At 56.6% G+C, this 20,796-nt stretch carries 20 protein-coding genes; 9 read left to right on the top strand and 11 right to left on the bottom strand.

The window, feature by feature from the left end; all coding sequences use genetic code 11:
• Positions 1-48: 48 nt before the first annotated feature.
• From rmuC to CKV94_RS04520, 3 genes are all read right to left on the bottom strand, one after another.
• The gene (rmuC, locus tag CKV94_RS04530; RefSeq protein ID WP_003823655.1) at positions 49-1,752 is read right to left on the bottom strand and encodes a DNA recombination protein RmuC; all 1,704 of its coding nucleotides are present in this window, start codon (positions 1,750-1,752) and stop codon (positions 49-51) included.
• Positions 1,753-1,829: 77 nt separating this feature from the next.
• Positions 1,830-2,174, bottom strand: a complete 345-nt coding sequence (locus CKV94_RS04525) for a barstar family protein (protein WP_003823654.1) — start codon at positions 2,172-2,174, stop codon at positions 1,830-1,832.
• Between the two features lie 208 nt (positions 2,175-2,382).
• A complete protein-coding gene (locus CKV94_RS04520) occupies positions 2,383-2,799 on the bottom strand; it encodes a hypothetical protein (protein ID WP_035580624.1) in 417 nt (138 codons plus the stop codon).
• Between CKV94_RS04520 and purB the strand changes: the two genes are divergently transcribed.
• Positions 2,798-4,165, top strand: coding sequence for an adenylosuccinate lyase (purB, locus tag CKV94_RS04515; RefSeq protein ID WP_003823651.1), 1,368 nt, complete (start codon positions 2,798-2,800; stop codon positions 4,163-4,165). The genes CKV94_RS04520 and purB overlap by 2 nt on opposite strands.
• A gap of 56 nt (positions 4,166-4,221) precedes the next feature.
• Here purB and CKV94_RS04510 read toward each other — a convergent pair whose 3' ends face one another.
• The 5 genes from CKV94_RS04510 to hemN form a co-directional block, all read right to left on the bottom strand.
• Complete coding sequence (locus CKV94_RS04510; protein WP_003823649.1) at positions 4,222-4,590, bottom strand: DUF4298 domain-containing protein; 369 nt, start codon at positions 4,588-4,590, stop codon at positions 4,222-4,224.
• A gap of 110 nt (positions 4,591-4,700) precedes the next feature.
• Positions 4,701-5,615, bottom strand: a complete 915-nt coding sequence (gene era, locus CKV94_RS04505) for a GTPase Era (protein WP_003823648.1) — start codon at positions 5,613-5,615, stop codon at positions 4,701-4,703.
• An 85-nt stretch (positions 5,616-5,700) separates the two neighbouring features.
• Entirely contained in the window at positions 5,701-6,132 is a 432-nt protein-coding gene (locus CKV94_RS04500; protein WP_003823646.1) for a hypothetical protein, read from the bottom strand.
• A gap of 137 nt (positions 6,133-6,269) precedes the next feature.
• Positions 6,270-7,043 (bottom strand): ribonuclease III, encoded by a 774-nt coding sequence (rnc, locus tag CKV94_RS04495; RefSeq protein ID WP_003823645.1) that lies wholly within the window; start codon positions 7,041-7,043, stop codon positions 6,270-6,272.
• A 265-nt stretch (positions 7,044-7,308) separates the two neighbouring features.
• Complete coding sequence (hemN, locus tag CKV94_RS04490) at positions 7,309-8,694, bottom strand: oxygen-independent coproporphyrinogen III oxidase (RefSeq protein WP_003823643.1); 1,386 nt, start codon at positions 8,692-8,694, stop codon at positions 7,309-7,311.
• Positions 8,695-8,869: 175 nt separating this feature from the next.
• Between hemN and CKV94_RS04485 the strand changes: the two genes are divergently transcribed.
• Both CKV94_RS04485 and trkA read left to right on the top strand, forming a co-directional pair.
• A complete protein-coding gene (locus CKV94_RS04485; protein WP_003823642.1) occupies positions 8,870-9,595 on the top strand; it encodes a helix-turn-helix domain-containing protein in 726 nt (241 codons plus the stop codon).
• A gap of 82 nt (positions 9,596-9,677) precedes the next feature.
• Positions 9,678-11,087: a Trk system potassium transporter TrkA gene (gene trkA / locus CKV94_RS04480; protein ID WP_003823641.1), complete on the top strand. Its 1,410-nt coding sequence runs from the start codon at positions 9,678-9,680 to the stop codon at positions 11,085-11,087.
• A gap of 89 nt (positions 11,088-11,176) precedes the next feature.
• Here the strand turns inward: trkA and CKV94_RS04475 are convergent, their stop codons facing one another.
• Positions 11,177-12,049 carry a lysophospholipid acyltransferase family protein gene (locus CKV94_RS04475; RefSeq protein WP_003823640.1) on the bottom strand — a complete coding sequence of 291 codons (873 nt, stop codon included), beginning with the start codon at positions 12,047-12,049 and terminating at the stop codon, positions 11,177-11,179.
• Between CKV94_RS04475 and CKV94_RS11110 the strand changes: the two genes are divergently transcribed.
• The 3 genes from CKV94_RS11110 (at position 12,048) to CKV94_RS04465 (ending at position 15,590) form a co-directional block, all read left to right on the top strand.
• Positions 12,048-12,203 carry a hypothetical protein gene (locus CKV94_RS11110; protein ID WP_003823639.1) on the top strand — a complete coding sequence of 52 codons (156 nt, stop codon included), beginning with the start codon at positions 12,048-12,050 and terminating at the stop codon, positions 12,201-12,203. The two genes, CKV94_RS04475 and CKV94_RS11110, sit on opposite strands and share 2 nt — an antisense overlap.
• Before the next feature lie 250 nt (positions 12,204-12,453).
• The gene (locus tag CKV94_RS04470; protein ID WP_003823638.1) at positions 12,454-13,902 is read left to right on the top strand and encodes an aminoacyl-histidine dipeptidase; all 1,449 of its coding nucleotides are present in this window, start codon (positions 12,454-12,456) and stop codon (positions 13,900-13,902) included.
• Between the two features lie 278 nt (positions 13,903-14,180).
• Complete coding sequence (locus CKV94_RS04465; protein ID WP_003823635.1) at positions 14,181-15,590, top strand: amino acid permease; 1,410 nt, start codon at positions 14,181-14,183, stop codon at positions 15,588-15,590.
• Positions 15,591-15,747: 157 nt separating this feature from the next.
• Here CKV94_RS04465 and CKV94_RS04460 read toward each other — a convergent pair whose 3' ends face one another.
• Complete coding sequence (locus CKV94_RS04460) at positions 15,748-16,326, bottom strand: LemA family protein (protein ID WP_003823634.1); 579 nt, start codon at positions 16,324-16,326, stop codon at positions 15,748-15,750.
• Positions 16,327-16,438: 112 nt separating this feature from the next.
• Here CKV94_RS04460 and CKV94_RS04455 point away from each other — a divergent pair, with 112 nt between their 5' ends.
• Together CKV94_RS04455 and CKV94_RS04450 are read left to right on the top strand one after the other, a co-directional pair.
• Positions 16,439-17,419 (top strand): hypothetical protein, encoded by a 981-nt coding sequence (locus CKV94_RS04455; RefSeq protein ID WP_223417320.1) that lies wholly within the window; start codon positions 16,439-16,441, stop codon positions 17,417-17,419.
• 162 nt (positions 17,420-17,581) lie between these two features.
• Positions 17,582-18,661, top strand: a complete 1,080-nt coding sequence (locus CKV94_RS04450) for a hypothetical protein (RefSeq protein WP_003823632.1) — start codon at positions 17,582-17,584, stop codon at positions 18,659-18,661.
• Between the two features lie 160 nt (positions 18,662-18,821).
• Here CKV94_RS04450 and CKV94_RS04445 read toward each other — a convergent pair whose 3' ends face one another.
• Complete coding sequence (locus CKV94_RS04445; RefSeq protein ID WP_003823631.1) at positions 18,822-19,673, bottom strand: MBL fold metallo-hydrolase; 852 nt, start codon at positions 19,671-19,673, stop codon at positions 18,822-18,824.
• Between the two features lie 97 nt (positions 19,674-19,770).
• On the opposite strand from CKV94_RS04445, the gene CKV94_RS04440 reads away from it, so the two are divergent.
• On the top strand, positions 19,771-20,757 hold the full coding sequence (locus tag CKV94_RS04440) for a GlxA family transcriptional regulator (RefSeq protein WP_003823630.1): 987 nt from the start codon (positions 19,771-19,773) through the stop codon (positions 20,755-20,757).
• The last annotated feature ends 39 nt before the right edge of the window (positions 20,758-20,796 follow it).

The following is a 20,796-nucleotide window of genomic DNA, read 5'->3' as shown; positions in this document are numbered from 1 at the left end:
GCTTCGTTGCGGCTTGTGTGCTGGCTTTGCCAAGACATTGTTGCTTTTTCAGGTAGCCTCTGGATGCCCGCCGTCTGTTTTGTCTTCCAGCATCTCCGCCCCTTCGCTGCCGGCTTGCTCCACCAGCTGCGCATCGAGCCGTTTGCCGGCTTTCACGCCCATTTGGCGCAGTTTTTCCACGCGGTCGACCAGGTTGCCGCGGCCGCTGTAGAGCTGTTTGTAGGCGGTTTGGTAGCTATCTTGCGCCTGCTGGAGGTTTTTGCCCACTTTTTCCAGGGTTTCCACGAAGCCGACGAATTTATCGTAGAGTTTGCCGCCTTCGCTGGCAATCTGCAGGGCATGGCGGTTTTGGTATTCGTGCCGCCAGATGTTGGCCACGGTGCGCAGGGTGGCCAGAAGCGTGCTGGGGCCGACCAGGATGATGCGTTGGTCGAAACAGGTTTGGAAGAGCTCGGGGTCTTGTTGCAGGGCGAGCAGGTAGGCGGGCTCTACGGGTACGAACATGAAGACGAAATCGAGCGATACCAGGCCTTGGATTTCATCGTAGCGTTTGGCGGCGAGCTCTTTGATGTGCTGGTGTATCGAGGCGAGGTGGGCGGCGAGCTCGGCTTCGGCGGCTTCGGGGCTTTCGGCGCGGGTGTAGCGCACGTAGGCGGTGAGCGATACTTTGGAATCGACGATGATTTGTTTGTTGTCGGGCAGGTTGATGAGCACGTCGGGCTGGAGGTAGCGGCTTTCACCGTCGCTGTCGGTTTGGCGGCCGCCGCTTTGCACGAAGTATTCGCGCCCTTTCACCAGGCCGGAGTTTTCCAGCACTTTTTCCAGAATCATCTCGCCCCAATTGCCCTGGCTTTTGTTGCGGCTGCCGGTGAGGGCTTGGGTGAGGGCTTGGGCATCTTGGTGCAGCCGGGCGTTGAGCTGTTGCAGGCGTTTGAGCTCGTTTTCCAGCGTGAGCCGCTCTTTGGCTTCTTTTTCGTAGGTATTTTGTACGAGTTGGCTGAAGCCTTGCAGTTTTTCGCTCAAGGGATTGAGCAGTTGGTCGAGCTCTTGGCGGTTTTGCTCGGAAAAACGGCGGCTTTTTTCTTCGAGGATTTGGTTGGCGAGGTTTTGGAATTGTTCGCCCAAGTTTTGGCGGGCTTGGTTGAGCAGGGCGATTTGTTCGGCGTGGGCTTGCTGCTGCTGTTCGATTTGGGTTTGCACGCGCTCGTGCTGCAGGCGGCTGGCGGCCAGCTCTTGGCGGGCGGTTTCGTAGCGCTGTTGGAGCTGCTGTTGCCGTTCGGCAGCTTCGGCCAGTTGGCGGTCGAGGTGTTGTTTGGATTGTTCGGCAGCCACGGCGCGGGTTTGCCAGCTTTGGGCTTCTTCTTGTTCGGCGGCGGATTGCTGCTTGGCAGCGGCGAGCTCGCGCAATAGCTGTTGCTGCCGTTCGGCCGCTTCGGCCAGGCGGTTGGTGAAATGTTGCACTGATTGCTCGGCGGCGGCGGCGTGGGTTTGGTAATCCTGTGCGGCTTGGCGGGCAGCAGAAAGCTGCTGTTGGCTGTCGGCCAGGCTTTGGGCGGTGTGGCCGAGTTGCTGTTCGTTTTGCTGACAGACTTGCTGTTGCAGGGCGAGCTGGTGTTGCAGGCGGTCGGCTTCTTGCTGGTGGCGGTGTTGCGCGGCTTGGTGGCGGGCGTTTTGCCACAGCCAAACGATGAGTGCGCACAGTAGGGCGGCGGCGAAGCAGGCGATAAGCAGGACGGGAAGGGTAAAGGTCATAAAAGGCTACCTGAAAACGGTGTTTGGGCGCTAAAGCATGAGCTTCAACGACGTTTAAATGGGGAGCGGTTGGCGGTTTAATCCGCTATCGAAATCCGCACGATTTTATGCTCCTGCGGGTTGCCATGCCAATAATCGCGGTACAGTTCCAGGCAGTCGGCAATGCTGGCAAACAGTTTGGGCTGGCGTTGCTTGAGGTCGGCCAGGCCGCAAAAGGCGATGTGGATTTCGCGTTGCGGCAGCCAGCCCAAGTCGCGCATACAGTCGTTGAGCGAATCGAGGCCGCCGCTAAAATAGGCGGGCAGCTCGAAGGCTTCCTGCATGCGCTGCATCAGGTTGTGCGGGGTTTTGATGCGGGATAAATTCACGCTGATGGCAAGGGCATCCGGGCTGGTTAGGGTTTGACGGATAAAGCGGCTCATGGAAGTTTATTGTGCGCTAGTCTGAGAGTAAACGAATTTTGTGAGATATATGTTAGGGTTTCGGCAGCTTACCAAATTTCAGGTAGCCTTCGCCATTTCCTGCCTGCTCGCCTTTGCGCCTCATGCCGGCGCGGGGCACTCAATTTAGCTATGCAAAAACAAGCCCTCCTGTGGAGGTCTTATTTTAACTTTGTTAAAACGAACCCTTCTAACGAAGGCTTTGTTTTTGCTTCGCAGAAACTCGTCCTCCTTCGGAGACCTCGTTTTCTTTGCTTCGCCAAAGAAAGGGAGCAAAGAAAGGCGACTGCGGGCACAGGTTTGGCTTTGCCAAACTTCCCTCACTTCGCGCGGTTTTTCGGGCGCAAAGAGAAATTGGATTAGCTGCAACTTGCGGCTGCGCCGCTTCGGGCATGCAAGCCCTTGTTCCCCGAAAAACCGCACTCCGTTCGGCTGCTCCAGCAGAGAGGGCGTTGCGGCAACCGTTCGTACCCCCCATCTTCCGCGTTTGGTTATCGGGAAAGTTCATCAATCTATGAATTATGAATTCTACCGCTTTCAGGTAGCCTTCTCGCTTTTCGGGTAGAATACCGCCGTTTTGTTGGCCTTTTTTCATAGGAAACCACATGTCTGCCCTGCTTGCCCTTTCCCCGCTCGACGGCCGCTATGCCGCCGCCGTTGAAGCCCTGCGCCCCGTTTTTTCCGAATACGGCCTGATCCGCGCTCGCGTGCGCGTGGAGCTGGAATGGCTCAAATCGCTGGCTGCCGCGCCCGAAATTAGCGAAGTGCCGCCTTTTTCTGCCGCCACTTTGGCCGAAATCGATGCCGTGATTGCCGGTTTTTCGCCTGAACACGCTGCCGAAGTGAAAGCCATCGAAGCCACCACCAACCACGACGTGAAAGCCGTGGAATACTGGCTAAAACAGCGCTTCGAGAGGCTACCTGAAATCCAAAAGGCAAACGAATTCATCCACTTTGCCTGCACCAGTGAAGACATCAACAACCTTTCCCACGCCCTGATGCTGCGCGAAGCCCGCGATAGTGTGCTGCTGCCCAAGCTGGCCGAAATCGCTGCCAAGCTGCGCCAAATGGCACACAGCTTGGCCGCCCAACCCATGATGAGCCGCACCCACGGCCAGCCCGCCACCCCCACCACCCTAGGCAAGGAAATCGCCAACGTGCTTGCCCGTTTGCAGCGCCAAACCGCCCAGCTGGAGAAACAGGAGTTTTTGGGCAAAATCAACGGCGCCGTAGGCAACTATAACGCCCATCTCTCCGCCTACCCCGATATGGATTGGGAAGCGCATTGCCACCGCTTTGTCGAACAGTCGCTTGGGCTCACCTTCAACCCCTACACCATCCAAATCGAGCCGCACGACTACATGGCCGAGTTCTTCCAAACCCTCAGCCGCATCAACACCATCCTCATCGATTTCAACCGCGACGTGTGGGGCTATATTTCCCTTGGCTATTTCAAACAAAAAGTGAAGGCCGGCGAAGTCGGTTCCTCCACCATGCCGCACAAAGTGAACCCCATCGACTTTGAAAACTCCGAAGGCAACCTCGGCACCGCCAACGCTATCCTCGGCTTCATGGCCGAGAAACTGCCCGTATCTCGCTGGCAGCGTGACCTGACCGACAGCACCGTGCTGCGCAACATGGGCGTGGGCGCAGGCTACACCCTGCTCGGCTGGGCCGCCCACCTGCGCGGCCTGAACAAACTCGAAGCCAACCCCGCCGCCATGCAGGCCGACCTCGACGCCACCTGGGAACTATTGGCCGAGCCCATCCAAACCGTGATGCGCCGCCACGCCGTGCCGCAGGCCTATGAGCAGCTCAAAGCCCTCACCCGCGGCCAAGACGGCATCACACCCGCCACCCTCCAGTCCTTCATCCGCGGCCTCGACATCCCTGAAGAAGCCAAAGAGCGCCTGCTCGCGCTTACCCCCGCGCTGTATGTGGGCAAGGCGGAAGAGCTGGCCAAGCGGATTTAAGGCCGCCTGCTGACATCCAACAAAAAGGCTACCTGAAACTTTCAGGTAGCCTTTGTTTATTCATCGGTTGCTGCTGGATCGAAGTGGAAGCGGTTTTGCGGATCGAGCTCGCGGGTGGCGGCGCGCAGCCAGGCCCAGGCCAGGTCGTATTGCTGCTGGAAGGCGTTCCATAGGGCGTCTTCGCTCATGATGCTGTATTCGCCTTCGGTGGCCAGGGAAACGGGCAGGCCGCTTTCGATGGCTTGGTGCAGCGGCATATATTCGCGGTCGTAGAAATCAGACATTTCGCGCATCAGCTGCATGGCGTGCTGCCATTGCTCCTGAGCGGCTTCCAACTCGGGCAACAGGCGCTCCCATTCGCGGTAGAGGGATTGAATGCGGTCGATGCGTGCTTGGGCGGCTTCGGGGGTGATGGGGTTCGACATATTGCCTCCGGTGGGGATGGTTGGGTGAAATGTGGTGTTTGGTTGATATAGGTGGCAGGCGGGCAGAAATGTTGAGGCTACCTGAAAGCATGCGCTTCAACGAAGCATCCCTACAGCCCGAATTCCTGCAGGAAGCGGGCATCATCCGCCCAGCCGGATTTCACTTTCACCCAAACCTTGAGGAATACCTTGGTTTCAAACAGTTTTTCCATATCCAGCCGGGCTTCGGTGGAGATTTTTTTCAGTTTTTCGCCGCCTTTGCCGATGATGATGGCCTTTTGGCCGTCTTTATCCACCAACACGGCGATGTAGATGCGGTATAGCCCGTCTTCTTCTTCAAATTGTTCTACCGCCACGTTGGCGGCATAGGGCAGCTCTTCGCCGAGGTGGCGGAACAGCTTTTCGCGCACGATTTCGGCGGCCAGGAAGCGGGCAGAGCGATCGGTTACCGCGTCTTCGGGGTAGAGCGGCACACTTTCGGGCAGGTGGGGGCGCAGCCGGGCGAGCAGCTCGCCGATGCGCAGCCCATGTTTGGCGCTCACGGCTTCCGCGCCAGCAAAATCAAACTCTCGGCACACGGTTTCGATAAATTCTTCCAATTCGGCCTTGCTGTTGGCGCGGTCGATTTTGTTCACCACCAAAATCACGGGCAGGTGTTTGGGCAGCAGGCGGATCACGGCGCGGTCGGCTTCGCTGAAACGCATGGCTTCCACCACGAAAGCCACCACATCTACGCCGCCGATGGCTTCGGTAACGTTTTGGTTGAGCCGGTCGTTGAGCGCGTTGCGGTGGCGGGTTTGGAAGCCGGGGGTGTCCACGAAGATGAACTGGCTGCGCTCATCGGTATAAACGCCGGTGATTTTGTGGCGAGTGGTTTGGGCCTTCTTGCTGGTGATGCTGATTTTCTGGCCGATGAGGTGGTTCATCAGCGTGGATTTGCCCACGTTCGGCCGGCCAACGATGGCCACGAAGCCGCAGCGGAAGGCGGTTGGATGTTTGGTGTTGGAATAATTCATGTTGTTCATATGGATATATTTTCAGGTAGCCTGTGCGGAATGCTCAATAGGCTACCTGAAAACGTGGGCTTCAACAAAGCTAAAATGTAGCGGCTTAGTTTTTAATGCGAACTTTGTCTTCTGGGTTGCCGAACACGATTTCGGGCAGATTCCACTGTGCCATGAGTTTGTTCAGCGCTTTGATTTTCACCATGCGCACGGGTTTGCCGGCCAGAATGGGGGCGTTGATGGCGAAGCGGTTGATGCCGAGCAGGAAGTTGATGCACTCCTGCACCAACATATCGTTGCCTTCAAAGCGGATTTCGGTGGCGCTGGTGAGCATGCCGGTGCCTTTGGCCCACACGCCTTTGTCGTTCAGTTTATAGCCGTTCTCCTGTGCCCAAGCTTGCCATTCGGGTGAGTTTTCCGCACCTTCCGGCACGTGGATGCGCAGCTCGGGATAGTCTTTTACCGCGTTTTTGGAGGAGAACCATAGGAAGAAAATGCCGATAAATGCGCCGAATAAGACGCTGAACACAAAAACCATGATTGAATCCTTTATTAAGTTGAAAATGAGTGGCTAATATATAGCATGCCGTTTTCTGTCGGTAAATCCTGCCTGTAAGGCTTGTTTGTATTAGCTCAAATATTATTGGCCTGAATGATAGCGGCATCAGCAGCGATTCAGGCACGGGATTGGCGGTGTTTTTTGTTTTTGCCGGGCAGGGGGTGATGTTCCTGCAGCCAATCCAGCGCCTCTTTGGCCGCAGCTTGTTCGGCGGCGCGGCGGCTGGCGGCTTGGGCGCGGGTGATGTGGGCGAGTTCGCCCAGATCGCAGGCGATATCGAAACGGGCATCACAGCCCTCGCCGGACTGGTGTTCAATGCGGTATTTGGGCAGGGGCAGGCGGCGGGCTTGCAGGGCTTCTTGAAGCAGGGTTTTCGGGTCTTTGCCCTGGTTGCTTAAGTCGATGTTGGCAATGCGCCGGGCAAACAGGCGGCGCACGGTTTGCTCGGCGGCGGCGAAATCGGCATCGAAGCTGATGGCGGCCAGCAGGGCTTCCACGGCGTCGGCCAGGATGGAGGGGCGGTCGAAACCGCCGCTTTTGAGTTCGCCCACGCCCAAATAAAGCGCGTCGCCCACGCCCATGCTGCGGGCGATTTCGGCGAGCACGTCTTGGTTGACCAAATTGGCGCGCAGGCGGGAGAGTTCGCCTTCGCTATAGCCGGGGAAGGCGTCGAACAGCATTTTGGCCACGCTGTAATCTAGGATGGCGTCGCCGACAAACTCGAAGCGTTCGTTGTTTTGGGCGCTGTAGCTGCGGTGAGTAAGCGCCTGCTCGAAGAGGCGGGGATTTTGGAAGCTGTGGCCGAGATGGCGTTGCAGCTCTTCGCCGGCCCGGGCGCGGCGCGGATCGGGCTTCGGGATCTTGCGGGGTTTGGCGGTGGGTTTGCTCATGATGGCGGGATTATATCGGGTTTGGCGGTGCGGCGCAGGCAATAGATGATTTTCAGGTAGCCTCTATGCGGTTTGCGAGAGGCTACCTGAAAAGTGGCGGATTATAGCGAATGGAAATAAGGATGCTGCTGCCTTGCCATACCGGCTGGCCTGCCTGCGGCTCGCTGCCTAGCCCATTCGTTTTATCCACTATGCTTTGCTTGCCTTGCAGCTTATGTTTTCAGGTAGCCTTTGTTTGCCAGATAAAGGCTACCTGAAACCTTATTTACACGGTTTGCGAATACTTGGCGGCGGTGTCGCGGGAACGTAGGTGGCAGTCGAACACCATGGCGATGTTGCGGATGAGGAAGCGGCCTTTTGGGGTGACGGTTAGGCCGGTTGTATGGAGCTCAACCAGGCCTTTGGCGGCGAGGGTGGTCATATCGGCCAGCTCGGCGGCGAAATATTGGGCGAAGGGCTGGCGGCATTCGGCTTCGTAATCGGCAAACTCGAGGCCGAAGCGGCACATGAGGTCTTGGATGAGGCGGCGGCGCAGCAGGTCGTCTTCGTCGAGCAGGTAGCCGCGGAACAAGGGCAGCCGGCCGGCATCGAGGTCGGCATAGTAGGCTTCGAGCTGGCGCTGGTTTTGGCTGTAGATGCGGCCGATTTTGCCGATGGAGGAGAGGCCGACGGCGATGAGGTCGCAATCGGCGTGGGTGGAATAGCCTTGGAAGTTGCGTTGCAGGCGGCCTTCGCGCAGGGCAACGGCGAGTTCGTCTTGGGGCTTGGCGAAATGGTCCATGCCGATGAAGACGTAGCCTTCGCTGCCCAGCCGCTGCACGATTTGCTGGAGCATGTCGAGCTTGGTGTTGCTGTCGGGCACGGCATTGGTGTCGATGCGGCGCTGGGGTTTGAAGATGTGCGGCAGGTGGGCGTAGTGGTAAACTGCCAGCCGGTCGGGGGCGAGGGCGAGCACTTTATCCAGCGTTTGCTGCATGGTGGCGGGGGTTTGGTGCGGCAGGCCGTAAATCAAATCGACGCTCACGGATTGGAAGCCGGCTTCGCGGGCGGCATCGATCACCACACGGGTTTCTTCTTCGCTCTGGATGCGGTTTACGGCTTGCTGCACTTGCTGGTCGAAATCCTGAATGCCCACGCTCATGCGGTTGAAGCCGAGCGAGCCGAGAAACAGCACGGTTTCGCGGCTTACTTTGCGCGGGTCGATTTCGATGGAGTATTCGCCTTGCGGCATCAGGGTGAAGTGCTCGCGGATAAGGCTGAATACGAAATTGAGCTGGGCATCGGAGAGGAAGGTGGGGGTGCCGCCGCCGAAGTGCAGCTGCGCCAATTCGGGCTTGCCTTGCAGGAGTTCGGCCTGCAGGGCGAATTCTTTTTTCAGGTAGCCTAGGTATTGGTCGGCGCGGGTGGTGTCTTTGGTGATGATTTTGTTGCAGCCGCAGTAGTAGCAGATGGTGTTGCAGAAGGGGATGTGGATATAGAGCGAGAGGGGGCCGGGCGTGCGGTTTTGCACGGCTTGGATGTAGTCTTCGGCGGTAAAGCCTGTGTGGAAGCGGTCGGCGGTGGGGTAGGAGGTGTAGCGCGGGCCGTTGGCAGGCAGGGAGGCGATAAGCTTGCGGTCGAAGATGATTTCTTGGGTACGGTTGGCAGACATGGTAGTGGTTAGATTGCTGTTATTTTTTGATAAATATGCGGTAATAGGTTTTGTTTGTGAAATCGGGTAAAATGCCGGTGTTTGGCAAATTGCTCCGACTATTGCCGGGCGGTAAGTATAAACGATAATTGCCGCCGCTTCATAAGCTCAGATTGCTTAGAAAGTTAGCACACACATGAAAGCCATGCCCCACTCCACAACTTGCTCGCGCTGCGTTTTTAAAGAGCTATGCCAGCCCAATGCCGCGATTGCGGTGGTGGTAGAGCGTGTTGATGCGGTTATCAAACGCAGCCGCCGCCTGAAAAAGGGCGATTTCCTGTTTCGCAACGGCGACGGGTTTGATTCGCTGTTTGTGGTGCGCACCGGTTTCCTGAAAACGGTTATCGCCAGCCACGACGGGCGCGATCAGGTTACCGGTTTTTTTATGTCGGGCGAACTGGTGGGCATGGACGGCATCTGCAACCAAATACACTACTGCGATGCGGTGGCGCTGGAAGACACGGAAGTGTGCGAGCTGCCCTATGCCAGCATGGAGGAGCTTTGTGCGGCGGTGCCGGAATTGCAGCTGCATTTCTACCGCTTGTTTAGCCAGGAAATTGTGCGCGATCAAAATGTGATGCTGCTTTTGGGCAATATGCGCGCCGAAGAGCGGCTGGCGGCGTTTTTGCTGAATTTGTCGCAACGGCTGAAAAAACGCGGCCTCTCGGCCAATGATTTTATTTTGCGCATGTCGCGCGAGGAAATCGGCAGCTATTTGGGGCTGAAGCTGGAAACAGTGAGCCGCACGCTCTCCAAATTCAGCCAAGAAGGGCTGATTGAAGTGGAATACAAACATATCCGCCTGCTCAAGCCCGAGCGGCTCAAGCAGCTGGCTTCCGGCCTCCAGCCTGCTGTGGTTTAAAGCGGCATCCTGGATTTATCTTTATTTCCCAACCGCTTGGCAGGCTACCTGAAACTATGCTTGCCAAGCCCAATTTTCCAATATGAAAATCCTCATCTTAGGTAGCGGCCAAGTGGGCACTGCCGTGGCACAGAATTTGGTGGAAATCCCCAACCACGACGTGACCATTATCGACAACGATCCCGAAGCCCTGCGCAACATCGGCAGCAAGCTCGATGTGCAAACCCTGCTGGGCAACGGCTCTTCTCCCGCCGTGATGGCCGAAGGCGGCGCCTACGACACCGACCTGCTGCTCGCCCTCACCCGCCACGACGAAACCAATCTGGCCGCCTGCAAACTGGCTTCCAGCCTGTTCAACATCCCCAACCGCATCGCCCGCGTGCGCCTTTCCGATTATTTGGAGTTCACCGGTCCCGACGCCGAAGAAGATAACGACGGCCGCGGCACGCTCGATTTGTTCGGCGTGAGCGAATCCATCTGCCCCGAACAACTGGTTACCGAGCGGCTGGCCGATTTGCTCTGCCACCCCAGCGCCCTGCAGGTGCTCACCTTTGCCGAAGACAAAGTGCGCATGCTCGTGGTGCGCGCGCAAAGCGGCGGGCGGCTATTGGGACAGCCCATCCACACCATCCACGAACACCTGCCCGAAGGCACCGACTGCCAAATCTGCGCCATCTACCGCAACAACAAGCTGATTATGCCCACGCCGCAAACCGTGATTCAGCAGGGCGACGAAGTATTCGTGGCGGCCGCCACTTCGCAAGTGGCCGAAGTGTTGCGCGAATTGCGCCCGCAGCAGCAGCCCACGCGGCGTGTGATGATTGCCGGCGGCGGCCAAATCGGCTTCCGCCTTAGCCGCCAGCTGGAAGACCGCTTCGATGTGAAAATCATCGAAATCAATGAAAAGCGTGCCGAATGGCTTTCGGAAAACCTCAACAGCACCCTGGTGCTGCACGGCTCCGCCGCCGACGAAAGCCTGCTGGAAGGCGAATACATCGACGAAATCGACGTGTTCTGCGCGCTCACCAACGACGACGAAAACAACATCATGGCCGGCATGCTGGCCAAAAGCCTCGGCGCCAAACGCGTTATCGCCATCGTTAACCGTTCCAGCTATGTGGATTTGCTGCAAGGTAATACCATCGACATCGCCGTATCTCCCCACTTGGTGACTATCGGCTCAATTTTGGCGCACATCCGGCGCGGCGACGTGGAAGCCGTCCACCCCCTGCGTGGCGGCAATTCCGAAGCCATCGAAATCGTGGTACACGGCGACAAAGATACGTCCAAGCTGGTCGGCCGCCGCGTGAGCGCCGTGCGCTGGCCCAACGGCTGCCACGTTGCCGCCGTAGTGCGCGATGAAGAAGTGTTCATGGGGCATCAAGACGTGCAGCTGGCCGACGGCGACCACATCATCCTGTTCGTAGCCCGCCGCCGCGTGGTGAGCGAGTTGGAAAAACTGATTCAAGTGCGCATGGGCTTTTTTGGCTAGAAACAGCGGCTTGGAAATAACAACAGGCTACCTGAAAACAAAAATGGTTTTTCAGGTAGCCTTTTTGTATGGCAGGCCGAAGGTGTTGATTATTCCTGCGGTGGCAGCGGGGCACCAGAAGGATGTTTGTAGCGGTTGTACGCAAACAGGTATTGCTCGGGGAAACGGCGCACCCAGTTTTCCACATTGCGATTGATGATTTCGGCGTCGTGGGCTTTGTCGCCGTTGAAGCTGCCTTCCACGGGCTCGATGTGCAGGGCGAAGCCGCGGCTTTCAGGTAGCCTGATGCCGGCGAAAAACAGGGGGCGTACGTTTTTTACTTGCGCAAGGCGGCCGGCCAGGGTCATGGTGTAGGCGGGGCGGCCGAAGAAGGGCGCCCATACGCCGTCGCCATGTTCGTCGGGCACGTGGTCGGGCAGGACGATGGTGGCTTCGCCCTGGCGCAGGGCTTGGATGATTTGCTTCACGCCGTGCAGGTTGGTAGGGGCGGTGCGGCCTTTGTCGCGCACGCGGCCGGCCTGCATGATGTCGTCTAAAACTTTGATTTTCGGCGGCTTATACATGGCGGTGAGCGGGAAGGGCAGGCGGTGGCTGATGTAGCGGCCGGCGAGGTCGTAGTTGCCGATGTGGGGGGTGATGAGCAGCAGGCCTTCGCCGGCATCGAGGGCGGCCTGGATGTGTTCCCAGCCGTGGGTTTCCACGAATAGTGCGGCCACCTGCTCGGGGCTGCGGAAAAAGGCCAGCGGCAGCTCGAGCGCGCCTTTGGCAGTTTCGCGGAACACGGCGCGGATGTGGGCAGCATCGTTGGGCAGGCCGGCGGTGTGCAGGTGGTTGCGGATGCGTTCGCGGTCGGCACTGGCGAAACAATAAAGCAGGCCGCCGGCGCGGTTGGCGATGAAGTGCAGCACGGAAAGCGGCAGTACGGCCAGGGTGCGGAAGAGGAAGAAAACGAGGGTGCGCATGGGGATGGCGTTAGGGATGGGTTGGGGCGGTTTGGGCAGTATTGTAATGGAAAAGGGGGCGGGCAAGCCAATGGCGGAAAGGCTACCTGAAAGTATGGGTTCGAACGGAGTTAAAAGCCCAAACGGGTTTATGGTGTTGGCGCTGGTGTTTTAACTGCGTAGAAACGTAGGCGTAGTAGCGCCAAGATATCGCTTATTTCGCTGAAATTTATGCTTTAGTTGCGCAGAAACTCAGCCTTGGCTTAGGCAAAATATCAGTTTCAGGTAGCCTTTTGCCGGCTTGCCTGCCGTGCGATGCAGGTTTAAACTCAAGCCGCTTATTCGCGCCGATGCGTTTGCCATACAGTATCGGCTCTTGCTTCGGCTACATTTTCAGGTAGCCCATCATTCCCAAAGGAGACTCTATGAATCCGCTTCATTCTTTGCAGCCGCAGGCTGTTTGGCAGTGGTTTGCCGATATTTGCGCCATTCCGCACCCCACTTATCAAGAAGCCGCGCTGGCTGAAATGATTGTTTCCCGCGCCAAGGAAAAAGGCTTGGCGGTGCAGCAAGACGAAAAGGGCAATATTTATATCCGCAAGCCAGCGCATGGTGCGGGCATGGCCGATAAGCCCGGCGTGATTTTGCAGGGGCACATCGATATGGTGGCGCAAAAAACCCCCGATTCGCCGCACGATTTCGCCACCGACCCCATCCGGCCGCAAATCATCGATGGCTGGGTGCACGCCACGCAAACCACGCTGGGCGCAGATAACGGCCTCGGTTCGGCCATGGGCTTGGCCGTGGCTTTTGCCGACGATATCGAGCATCCGCCCTTGGAAGTGCTGCTCACGGTGGAAGAAGAAATCGGCATGGACGGCGCGCGCCAAATGCGTGGCGACTTGCTGCAAGGCCGTTATTTGATCAACTTGGATACCGAAGAAGCCGGTTGCGTGTATGTGGGTTGTGCCGGCGGGCGCGATGCCGATTTGAGCCTGCCTTTTGCCACCGAAGCCGCCGAAGGGCAGCATGTGCGCATTACCGTGTCTGGTTTATTGGGCGGGCATTCCGGCATCGATATTCACCGCGGCCATGGCAACGCCATCAAGGTGTTGGCCGATTTGTTGGCACGCCTGCCGGAAGAAAGCGGCTGGCGGCTGGCCGTCTTCCACAGCGGTGCGTTGCGTAACGTGATTCCTTCCGAGGCAGAAGCCGAAATCGTGCTGCCCCAGGCATTTGTTGGTGCGCTGGCCGAACTGGCCGACACCGTACGTGCCGAAACGCAAAACGAATTGGGCAAGTTTGCCGATAAATTGGCGATTCAGGTAGCCCCGCTCGGCCAGGGTGCACAAGCTGCCAGCCATGCCGACAGCCGCCGCATGATTGATTTGCTCGCTGCCGTTCCCAGCGGCGTACTTAAATGGAGCGAAGAGTTCGACGGCGTGGTGGACACCTCCAACTGCTTAAGCGTGGTGCACACGAAAGACGGCAAATTTACCGCCTCTATGCTGTTGCGTTCGCTGCGCGAACGGCCGAAAGACGACTTCTGCCGCCTGCTCGGCTCAATCGCCCGCCTCTCCGGCGCTACCCTGCATACCGAACAGGACTACACCGGCTGGGAGCCGCATATGTCGTCTGCCTTGCTGCAGAAAACCATCGAATCCTTTGCCGCCGTACGCGGGCAGCAGCCGCAAATCGAAGTGGTACACGCCGGCCTGGAATGCGGTTTGATGCAAAAACACCTGCCGCACACCGAAATGATTTCCTTCGGCCCGACCATCAAAGGCGCTCACTCGCCCAAAGAGCGGGTGCAGATTGATACCGTGGAAGAGTGCTGGCGCATTTTGCTGGATTTGCTCAAGCGGATTGCTTAATGAATTAAACGAAGCATTGAAAATCCCTGCCGACCAGTTGTTCTGGTCGGTATTTTTCATGCGAAATCGTATTTTTTAGGGGAAAGGCTTGCTAAAAAATGGATTGGAAAGGGATTTTAAATAACGATAATTTAATATTTTCCATAAAAATCAGTTGCCTATACTCTATTGGCTGGGTTATATTCCGCTTCGGGTTGCCGCAATGCTGCGGCGGCCGATTAAGTTAGCGCGGATGAAGCTCAAACTTCATCCGCGCTAGGAAGTACAAAGGAATACCCGTGAGCACTAACCAAGAAACCCCGCATAGCCTGCAACGCAACCTAAAAAACCGCCACTTGCAACTCATCGCCATCGGCGGCGCCATCGGCACCGGCCTGTTTATGGGCTCGGGCAAAACCATCCATCTGGCCGGTCCTTCCGTTATCCTCGCCTACATCATCATCGGCGCTTTCCTGTTTTTCATCATGCGCGCCATGGGCGAGCTGCTGCTCTCCAATCTCGAATATAAATCCTTCACCGATTTCACCCACGACTTGCTCGGCCCGGCCGCCGGTTTTTTTGTGGGCTGGACCTATTGGTTTTGCTGGGTGGTAATCGGTATGGCCGACATCATCGCCATCACCGGCTATACCCAATTCTGGTGGCCGGATGTGCCGCTGTGGCTGCCCGGGCTGCTGTGCATCATCCTCATGGCCAGTATGAATTTGCTCACGGTAAAACTCTTTGGCGAAATGGAATTTTGGTTTGCCCTGGTGAAAATCGTGGCCATTGTTGCCCTGATTGCCGTGGGCTGCTTTTTGGTGGTTAGCGGTTTTGTTGATCCCACCTCCGGCGAAAAAGCTTCGCTCAGCCACTTCTGGAATCATGGCGGTCTTTTCCCCAACGGCATCGGCGGCTTCTTCTCCGCCTTCCAGATTGCCGTGTTCGCCTTTGTGGGCATTGAGTTGGTGGGCACGGCTGCCGCCGAAACCAAAGACCCGGAAATCAACCTGCCCAAAGCCATCAACCGCATTCCCGTGCGCGTGATTATTTTCTACGTACTGGCCTTGAGCGTGATTATGGTGGTAACACCCTGGGACGAAATCGATCCCGCCAAGAGCCCGTTTGTAAACATGTTTACCCTTATCGGCATTCCGATTGCCGCCGGGTTGGTCAACCTCGTGGTGCTCACGTCCGCCCTTTCTTCCGCCAACGGCGGCATGTTTTCCACCGGCCGCATGTTGTATGGTTTGTCCGAAGCCGGCGTGGCTCCGCGCATGTTCAGCCGCCTCAACCGCAACGGCGTGCCTGCCACCGGCCTGCTTTATTCCTGCCTCTACCTGATTGTGGCCGTATTTCTGCTGTATCAGGAGGGAGACATCATGGCCATGTTCACCGTGGTTACTACCCTCTCCAGCATCGGCTTCATTTTCGTGTGGGCGATTATTCTGCTGGCCTACCTCAAATACCGCAAAACCCGCCCGCATCTGCACGAAAAATCCATCTACAAACTGCCCGGTGGTACCGCCATGGTGTGGGTGTGCCTCGCCTTCCTCGCCTTCGTGCTGGTGCTCTTCTCGCGCGATGCTGACACCCGGCTGGGGCTGATGTGCATGCCCATCTGGTTTGCCGCCTGCACCGTGCTGTATTGGGTACTGTATGCGCGCAAACACAGCCGTGCCCCAACCCCACAGCAGTCGCAGCAATAGCGGCAGAGAAAATACAAGGCTACCTGAAAGTTGTTGCTCAAACGAAGCTGAAATAGTTTTCAGGTAGCCTGATCGATGTAATCCAATGCTTCACGAAAAAGGCTACCTGAAAACGGAAAACCCGCTTTCAGGTAGCCTTTAAACCTATTGCCAGCCCTTAAAACCTCACCTCAGGCGGCACTTGGTGTTTGGCACGGTCGGGGAAGTCTAACAGCTGTGCCGGCTGCCGATGGCCGAAGTAGGCGGCGATGATCTTGTGCGGAAACAGTTGGCACAACGTGTTGTAGCCCATGGCTGCATCGTTATAAGCCTGGCGGGCGAAGGCGATGCGGTTTTCTGTGCTGGTGATTTCCTCAGCCAGCTGGCGCATATTGGTGGCAGCCTGCAAATCCGGATAGGCCTCAATCTGCACCATCAGGCTGCGCACGGCCTGGGTGAGCTGGGTTTCGGCGGCAGAAAGCTGCGCCACCGCCTCTGCATTTTCCGGCCGTGTGCCACCCAACACGCCGGCAGCCTGATTGCGCGCCTGCGTAACCTGCGTAAAGGTGTCGTTTTCATGTTTCAGGTAGCCTTTGGCGGCGGCCACCAAGTTGGGAATCAAATCATGCCGGCGTTGCAGCTGCACGCCGATTTGGGAGAAAGCATTTCGATATTGGTTTTGCGCGATCACCAGCCGGTTGTACACCATCACGCCCACCACGCCGCATGCGCCCAGCAGCAAAAGAATCCACAGCATCACGGTCTCCTGAAAGTGTTAAAATTACCAGCCCATCTTACCATATAGTTTGTGCGAACAGTGGCTTGAAGCGGTTTCAGGTAGCCTGCAATCTATTCTCGGAATATTCATCGTGCTAAACCTCCCCACTCTTATCTCCAAAACCCCGCATGCGCTCTACCGCGCCATGTTCTTCTACATCGTTGTCGCATTCGGCATCGGCTGGTTTCTGCCCGTAAACGGTGTGCTATGGGGCATACTGCTGGCCACCGCGCTGGTGCTGTATCTGCGCATCCGCTCGCTGGCACGCGGCGAGAAACGGCTTTACGACCGATTCCCCGCCAGCAAAAGCGGCATCTCTTCGCTGCAATGGATTTATCTGCTGATTGCCGTTACGGGTATGGTCGTCGCCTTTTACGGCGGCACGGCGGCCTCATACGGCGAATTGCGCGAAGCACGCGGCATCGTTCCCGCCAAACCATATAGCCAAATCTCCGAATGTTATGCCCGGCAGGAGGCTAAACAAAAAGACCTGTTCGATTGGATACTGCCCTACAATGCCTGCCGCTATAAAAGCAGCATCAGCTACCTTCCCTTCCCTAACGGCGGTGAGACCCTGTATTTGAACTGTGCCGCCAATCTTTACGACGCTTGCGAACTCGCCTACGCCCATGCCGGCAAACCGGCCGTAGTGAAATACAGCGGCTCGCGCCTGTATGAAATGCAAGTGGACGGCGTGCAAATCTACCGCTATGCCGAACAAGCCGCCCGATTCAACCGCGAGCGCAAATCCGCCCTGCTGGACGCGCTCATCGCCGTGCCGCTGTTCGCCCTGCCGCTGATGTGGTTCCACCGCCGCTTTGACGACTGGCAGAACGAGCTGGCCGAAGGCGAAACCGTGCCGGACGAAACGCCGCAATGGTGGAAATACACCGTGTTGTGCTGCTGGTATCTGCCGCTTGCCGCCGCCTTTGCATGGGCGGGCATCGGTTGGTGGCGCAATATAGACGAGCCGATTGCCTTGACCATCGGACTGCTGTTCATCGGCGCGTTGCTGTTTTTCACCCTGCGCGGCGCGTATCGCGTGTTTGTTCCGAAGCAGCCTGCATCCTAAAACGGCTTCACATCAACGGATAGCAATTGTCCACACAGCCGCTGACCACATTCAGGCCGTCTGAAAGCAGAGGCTTCAGCAAAATGAAAACTCCGTTTCCACCAAGAAACGGAGTTTCCGCAAAGTTAAAGCCAAAAAAGCAGCCTGCACAAAGGACACCCCATGCACTACCAATCGCTCAACGCCGCGCTGGAACAATACAGCGGCAACCTGACCCACCATCCCGCCTCCCCCAACAGCCTCGCCCTGCATATCGACCGTCAAACGCAAGGCTACCTGAAACTCCACACGCCCGACGGCATCAGCCTCAGCCTGACTTGCCACGATGAACCCGTGTTCTGGTCGTTCTTCAGCCACGATTTATACGACACTTACCTCGTCCGCAGCTACGCCGAAAGCTGGCAGGCATACCAGCCCGTCGGGCACATCGGCAGCCGCGTAAACGAACACATCGCCCGCCAACCCGCTGCCGAACAAGGCCTGTTGTGGAACAAATATTTCATCAAACAACTCGCCGCCCACAACGCAGGACTGCTCGGCATCGGCGAATGGCACTTTGACTACCGCCCCGCCCAACCTCTGCCGCCGCAATGGGGCGAATGCTGGCACGACACCGCCGTGGGGCAGCCTGAAACCGACGAAAACTACGCCCAATGGCTGTTTTCAGGCAGCCGTTTCGACGCACTGGACAACAATTTCTACACCCAAACCGAACGCTTCATCGCCCTGAAAACCCACCACGCCGAAGACGGTCGTCTGAAATACTGGCGCAAACGCGCACGGCAAAACCAACTGCCGCCCGTCTTGGTATACGAACTCCCTGCCCTATCCGACCGCTGGCTGATTTTAGACGGACACCTGCGCCTCGCCGCCGGGCTCGCCGAAGGACAACTACCACCCGTCATCACCATTCAAGCCACCACCGCCCGACACAGCCGGCAAACCGCCGCCGAACACGAAACCGCAAAAGCCGCCGCCCTGTCGCAATACGAAAAAATCGCCCGACAAACCGACCACAATCCCCAAGCCTTAAACGCCGTCAGCCAGCACATCGTCCAAGCTTTCGATACTCGCCCCTACCTGCTGCACACCACCCGCGCCGCCGCCGATATCGCCCCGAAAACCTGGTTGCAACAACTGCAAACCTACGCCGCACAACACGGTTTCGCCGAAGAATTTGAACGCGTTTGGACAACGAAATCATGGCCGATGAAACGAATTCCCGCTTTTCAGGCCGTCTGAAAGCGCAGCTTCAACGAAGTTAAAACGGAGTTTCCGAAGGAAGCTAAGTTTCTGCGGAGCTAAAACGAAGTTTCTGCACAGCCCAAAGGCTACCTGAAAGCCAAAAGCAGCCTGCACTTAAAAAACAAGGTGCAGGCTGCTTAGGGTAATGTGTCGTTTATCAATCCAGCTTCACGATTTCTCCGTCTTCCGGAACGTTCACACGGCTTTCAATGCCTTGACCGCGTATAAATTTACGCATATCGGCGCGGCTGACGGCGGTATGATTCACGGTATCCATGTGTACGGTGATGATTTTGGCTTTAGGCATGACTTGGCTGGCTTTTAATACATCAGCCGTCCCCATAATAATGCCGTCTGAAATGCCTGAAATCAGCGCGTAGCCCGTGTTCATAATCAGATAATCGGGTTTGTAGCGGTTCAATGCTTTGTTTACATCTGCCGTCCACACAGTATCACCCATAATATAAGCGGTTTTATGTCCGTTGCTTTGGAATACCACACCCATTGCATCACCTAAGATTTCGGCTAGCTGCGGGTTGGCATACATGGCTTCTGTACCGTGTACGCCGCCGGTTTTGCTGATGGTTACGCCGTTGAAGACGGCGCTGCCGTTCAACACGCGTACATCAGTAAAGCCTTGGCTGCGGATTTTTGCCGCGTCGGCTTGGTGCTGCACATATACAGGCAGGTTTTTCGGAATGGAACGTGCGGCGGTTTCGTCCCAATGGTCTTCGTGAGTATGGGTAACGATAACTGCATCCACACCGTCCAAAATTTTATTCACGCTCATCGGCAGCCCGACCAGCGGCATTTTGGCTTGGTTATTGAACGTGCCGGCAAAGCCGTTCATGGAATGCTTGGGGGCGAAAAACGGGTCAATCAAAAACGTCTGCCCCGCATATTCGACTTTGGCGGTAGCGTTACGGATATGTTGGTATGAATCGTCTGCCCAAGCGGAAAAGGCTGTCGCGCCCAAAACAGTGGCAAGAATAAATTGCTTGGATTTCATTATGTTGCTCCTTAAAAAATCATGGAGCGTATTTTAAGCAGCAGGTGTATCGGCTAAAATAGGCAATATTGCCAATAAACGTAAGGATAGTGCCAAAATGTCGTCTGAAAACGAGCGTAACGAGTTTCGCCAAAATCAAACTGTCCCTAAAATTGTGCTATATGCTCAATCGGGCATGAATGATTTTGTCTTCAACATTCCCTTTTCTGTTTTTCAGACGACCTATCGGGACAATCCACTCTTTGACCTGAAAATCTGTTCCGATGACAGCAAAGACGTTATCACGGCACTGGGCGCAAGCATTCCCGTACACGGCGGCTTGGATTTGACGGAAGAAGCCGACATCATCGTCATCGCAGGCTGGCGCAATATTGAAGAAGCCCCGACACCCGAGTTGAGCGCACATTTACAGAAAGCAGTACAACGTGGTGCGTATATCACCGCCCTATGTTACGGCACTTACGCCCTTGCCTACACAGGACTTTTAGACGGCAGAACCGCCGCCACCCACTGGCTTGCCGAAGACGACTTTGTCCGCCGTTTCCCTAAAATTCATCTGGATACCAACCGCCTATATGCGGAAGACGGCAACTTTTTAACATCGGCAGGTGCGGCGGGCGGGCTGGATTGCTGCCTGTACCTCGTCCGCAAAATCCACGGTGCAACCGTTGCCAACGACCTTGCCCGTACCTTGGTTGCGGCACCACACCGCGAAGGCGGGCAGGCACAGTTTATCCACCGACCTGTCGAACGTCGTACCGCCGATGACAAAATCAATCACTTATTGGACGAACTGCGCCAAAACCTTGCCACCCCATACCGCTTGGACGATTTGGCAAAAAAATTAGCCGTTTCCCGCCGTACCTTTATCCGCCATTTTTCTCAAGCCACAGGCATGAATTTCGGTGAGTGGCTCACCACAGAGCGGCTATGGCAGGTACAGGATTTGTTGGAAAATACGGATTTGCCGATAGAACGCATCGCCGAACAAAGCGGCTTCGGCAGCGCGTCAAACCTACGTTTGCAGTTCAAAGCCAAGTTTAAAATCAATCCGAATGCCTGGCGGAAAGTATTTGGCAGATAGCTAAACACAATACCCCCTCCAAGTGCAGGCTGCTTTTAA

The organism is Eikenella corrodens, from assembly GCF_900187105.1.
Classification (GTDB): domain Bacteria; phylum Pseudomonadota; class Gammaproteobacteria; order Burkholderiales; family Neisseriaceae; genus Eikenella; species Eikenella corrodens.
The sequence above is the reverse complement of the archived record's forward strand: the minus strand, read 5'-3'. Positions and strand labels throughout refer to the sequence as shown.